Source organism: Sagittula salina (genome assembly GCF_017813235.1).
GTDB classification, from domain to species: Bacteria; Pseudomonadota; Alphaproteobacteria; order Rhodobacterales; family Rhodobacteraceae; genus Sagittula; species Sagittula salina.
This window is the reverse complement of record NZ_JAGISH010000033.1, coordinates 1-2,922: the sequence shown is the minus strand read 5'-3', so window position 1 is coordinate 2,922 and position 2,922 is coordinate 1. Positions and strand designations below refer to the sequence as shown.

The following is a 2,922-nucleotide window of genomic DNA, read 5'->3' as shown; positions in this document are numbered from 1 at the left end:
TCCGCGCGGGATCCCGATCGCCAAACCGCCGAAATCCACATCCGGGTCGCCCTTATCAATCGCTTCAACGCGCTCGGAACCGCCGAGGTCGTTCGCGTGGCATGAGCCTGAGCGGGAAAGGGTCACTCACGCCTCAGCCCGCCTTTCTGCTACAATGCTGCCCGCCTATCGGCTTACTTGCCCTTCTTCTCGCCCAGCGAAACTGGTTTCGCCGCGCCGGAATTGGCCGTCGCAAGAACCTTGGGTTTCTCCTGCCTCGGCTTCTTCGTTTCCTTATTTCCGCGCTTGTTGTTGCCTTTTCCCATCACGACCTCACAGGTTTTAAAATCGGTCCGGCGATATGCCGGATCGACCGATCCTCAGGAAAACCAGGGTTGCCTGATCGGTGTCAGGGCGATGATTTTGATGAGTTGCGTAGAGTGCCCCTGTTGGGGCTAATACGCCTACCAGAGATATGCTTCCGTTCGTGGTCTCGCAAGACAAAGAGATTGATGGTAGTCGAACTTTAAACCATGACCGCTTGGTTCACTCAGGCGCCCGCAAGCGGACTGAGCACCAGTGACGAATAATCGGTTCGACGGGCTGCGCCGGAGCATGGCTGTGACACTGCGAACGGCGGGTGCGGGCCGCACCTTTCCGCCGCGTCAAACGGCAATGCTTGACGCGTCAATACCGCCTGCGCAACAGTAGCCCGGGGCAACAAATTCAACCGGGGAAGCTCAACTTATGCAAGCCCGTGAATAACAAGATTTTCCGCGTCGGCCTAAGCTGTCTGCCGACTTGTGCTGTACTGGTGGCTGTCGAAGCCGTTCGCCACGCCGGAGGCATGGTTCCTACGCCTTTTCTCTTGTTGCTGGTCGCAGTCGGATTCTCGGGCTATTTTGGTGGCCGCATCGCGGGCAGCATCAGCGGTATCATTGCTGCAGCGTTTGTTTTGCTTAGCTTCACCCAAGGTTTCGGTCCAGCAAGCCTGACAGGTACGCTGCCAAACGCCCTGGGCGGTATGGCGCTCTACGCGTTTTCGGGGATGGTGCTGGGCCGTCTGCGAGATGAACGGGACGTACATTACGAAACACTACTCGAGACCCAGAGGCAGAACCAGGAAGAGCCGCTCAAGCTTGCAAGTCAGCTCTTCGGGCTTGGATATTACATCTGGGACACGTTGGGGCAGAGACCCATTATCGTTTCCGATCAGCACATCAGAAATTACGGTGTTTCGCGCGAAGAGTTCCTTGAAAAAGTCCCCCATCATGGAGGGGACTTTGCACTGGTCCATCCGGATGATCGGGAAATGCTGGATCGTTGGTGGCAACAGCTTGAGGATGGCGAAACGGTCGAGATGACGTATAGAGTTCTCGGCTCCGAAGGGTCGAAGTGGATTCGGTCGATCGTGGGACCAATCCGCAACGCTTCCGGCGACATCGTCAAACATGTCTGCGCGTCTCACGATATCACCGCCCAGAAAGCGACAGAAGCGCTCCTTCTGGAAGTACAGAAGATGGAATCCATAGGTCATTTGTCCGGCGGTATCGCACATGACTTCAACAACATCTTGGCCGTGATCCTCGGCAACCTTGAACTGCTGCGCGAGGATATCGAAAACTCCGATCATATTGAACTGATCGATGCGGCCATCGCTGCCAGTCAGCGTGGCGCCGGGTTGACCCGGAGCATGTTGTCGTTTGCCCGACGCGCGAGGCTTCAACCTCAGGTTCTGGATCTGAATGCAGTGGTCCGACAGGCCGACAAGTGGATGCGTCGCGCATTGCCGGAATCTATCGAAGTGGAGACCGTGCTCCACAGCCGTTTATGGCCGGTGAAACTGGACCCAACCGCGCTGGAAAGCGCGTTGCTGAACCTGCTTCTGAACGCGCGTGATGCAATGGAGGGCCGAGGCAAAGTGTCAATCGAGACAGCGAACTGCTGTATTGATCAAGCTTTGATCGATGCACGCGGCGAGAAGGTGCCGCCCGGCCGATATGTCATGCTGGCCGTCAGCGACACCGGCACCGGGATCGGGACCGAAACGCTGAAACACATCTTCGAACCCTTCTATACCACCAAGGCGCCGGGACGAGGATCCGGAATGGGACTACCGATGATCCAGGGCTTCATCAGGCAATCTAACGGCGCGCTCCACGTTTCCACCGAGGTGGGGGTTGGAACGACGGTCAACCTGTATTTCCCGATCAGCAATACCGTTTTGCCGAACGCGGCACCTTTGGAAGGATCGCAGGGCCCGCACGGTTTTGGCAACTGTCGCATCCTGCTGGTGGAAGACGACGAAGATGTGCGATCAGTCCTAATGGCAGTGTTGCGGAACGACGGATACGACGTCGCGCCCGCAGAATCGGGCGATGCTGCGCTGGACATCTTCAAGGCCGATCCAAATTTTGACCTCGTGGTGAGCGATATCGTCATGCCCGGCCAGTTGCAGGGCTCTGGTCTTGCAAGGATGATCCGCATGTTAAACCCTGAAATACCGTTCATATTTATGTCGGGTTACGCCCCCGAAGCAGAGATGAATGGCAAGTATCTGAAATCCCAAGATGTCAGATTGATGAAGCCCGTACTTAAGGCGGAGCTTCTGAAAGCCGTGTCAGAAGTATTCGAACGGAAGAACTGACAGCGATGAGATGGTAATCTGCACCGGAACTTTTCTGCAAGCACCGACCCGGAAGGGAAGACGCAACACGTTGGAGAGCCTGCCGTCAGGTAGCAATTTCGCTACCTAAGTGCGCTACAGAACAACGAAACGAACAACACATCTCTCGCAAGCAAGAATAAAACATTTTTCTCAGTAGCTTAACATTTCACTCGGTCCTATCCATCAGGGGGGCCACGCTTAGGGTCAGGACCCATAAACGTGCTTGAGGCTCCACGGGCTGCATGATTCAAGCTCCCAAACACAGGGGGCATGAT

The 2,922-nt window shown here is 56.0% G+C and carries 2 protein-coding genes and 1 pseudogene; 2 read left to right on the top strand and 1 reads right to left on the bottom strand.

Annotated elements, in window-relative coordinates:
* A pseudogene (locus tag J5474_RS22435) lies at nucleotides 1-105 on the top strand (IS5/IS1182 family transposase); the annotation flags it as partial.
* Nucleotides 106-173: 68 nt separating this feature from the next.
* Here J5474_RS22435 and J5474_RS23070 read toward each other — a convergent pair.
* Nucleotides 174-305 carry a hypothetical protein gene (locus tag J5474_RS23070; protein WP_280842549.1) on the bottom strand — a complete coding sequence of 44 codons (132 nt, stop codon included), beginning with the start codon at nucleotides 303-305 and terminating at the stop codon, nucleotides 174-176.
* A 353-nt stretch (nucleotides 306-658) separates the two neighbouring features.
* Here J5474_RS23070 and J5474_RS22430 point away from each other — a divergent pair, with 353 nt between their 5' ends.
* Nucleotides 659-2,626: a PAS domain-containing hybrid sensor histidine kinase/response regulator gene (locus J5474_RS22430; RefSeq protein WP_209364228.1), complete on the top strand. Its 1,968-nt coding sequence runs from the start codon at nucleotides 659-661 to the stop codon at nucleotides 2,624-2,626.
* Nucleotides 2,627-2,922 lie beyond the last annotated feature (296 nt).